We start from the raw sequence: 460 nt of genomic DNA on the forward strand, positions 1-460 counted from the left end.
GGGCCTGACCCCCGGAAAGTAGACACGTCGGGGGTTAGCTATGCTGCTTGGGTCAGTGTAGCTGAATTAAGTGCTTCGAAGGTATCGGGGGCTAGAAGGTTGCACCAGGAGTGTCGTCTGCGGGTGTTGTAGCGCATGCACCATCGGAAGACTTCCTGGCGGCAGATGATGGGATTGTCAAAGACTTTCCGATCACGCAGGACTTCACGTTTGAGGGTGGCGTTAAAGGATTCTGCCAGGGCGTTATCGGCACTTGTGCCCACTGCGCCCATGGATTGGCGTACACCAAGCTGGGCGCAGTGATCCCTAAAGGCTTGTGAGGTGTACACACTGCCGTGATCGGAATGGAAAATTGCTCCTTTAAGGCTTCCGCGGACGTTTCTGGCTTGGGTTAAAGCTTCGGTAACCAGCGATACCCGCATGTGATCGGCGAGCGCATGACCGACGAGCTTGCGTGAGT

1 protein-coding gene is annotated in these 460 nt (G+C 55.9%); it reads right to left on the reverse strand.

Annotation, left to right across the window (positions count from 1 at the left end):
* Positions 1-38: 38 nt before the first annotated feature.
* On the reverse strand, positions 39-460 hold a 422-nt coding region (locus HMPREF2990_RS12310), incomplete at its 5' end, for a DDE-type integrase/transposase/recombinase (protein ID WP_141757752.1).

The organism is Corynebacterium sp. HMSC071B10, from assembly GCF_001814825.1.
Taxonomy (GTDB): domain Bacteria; phylum Actinomycetota; class Actinomycetes; order Mycobacteriales; family Mycobacteriaceae; genus Corynebacterium.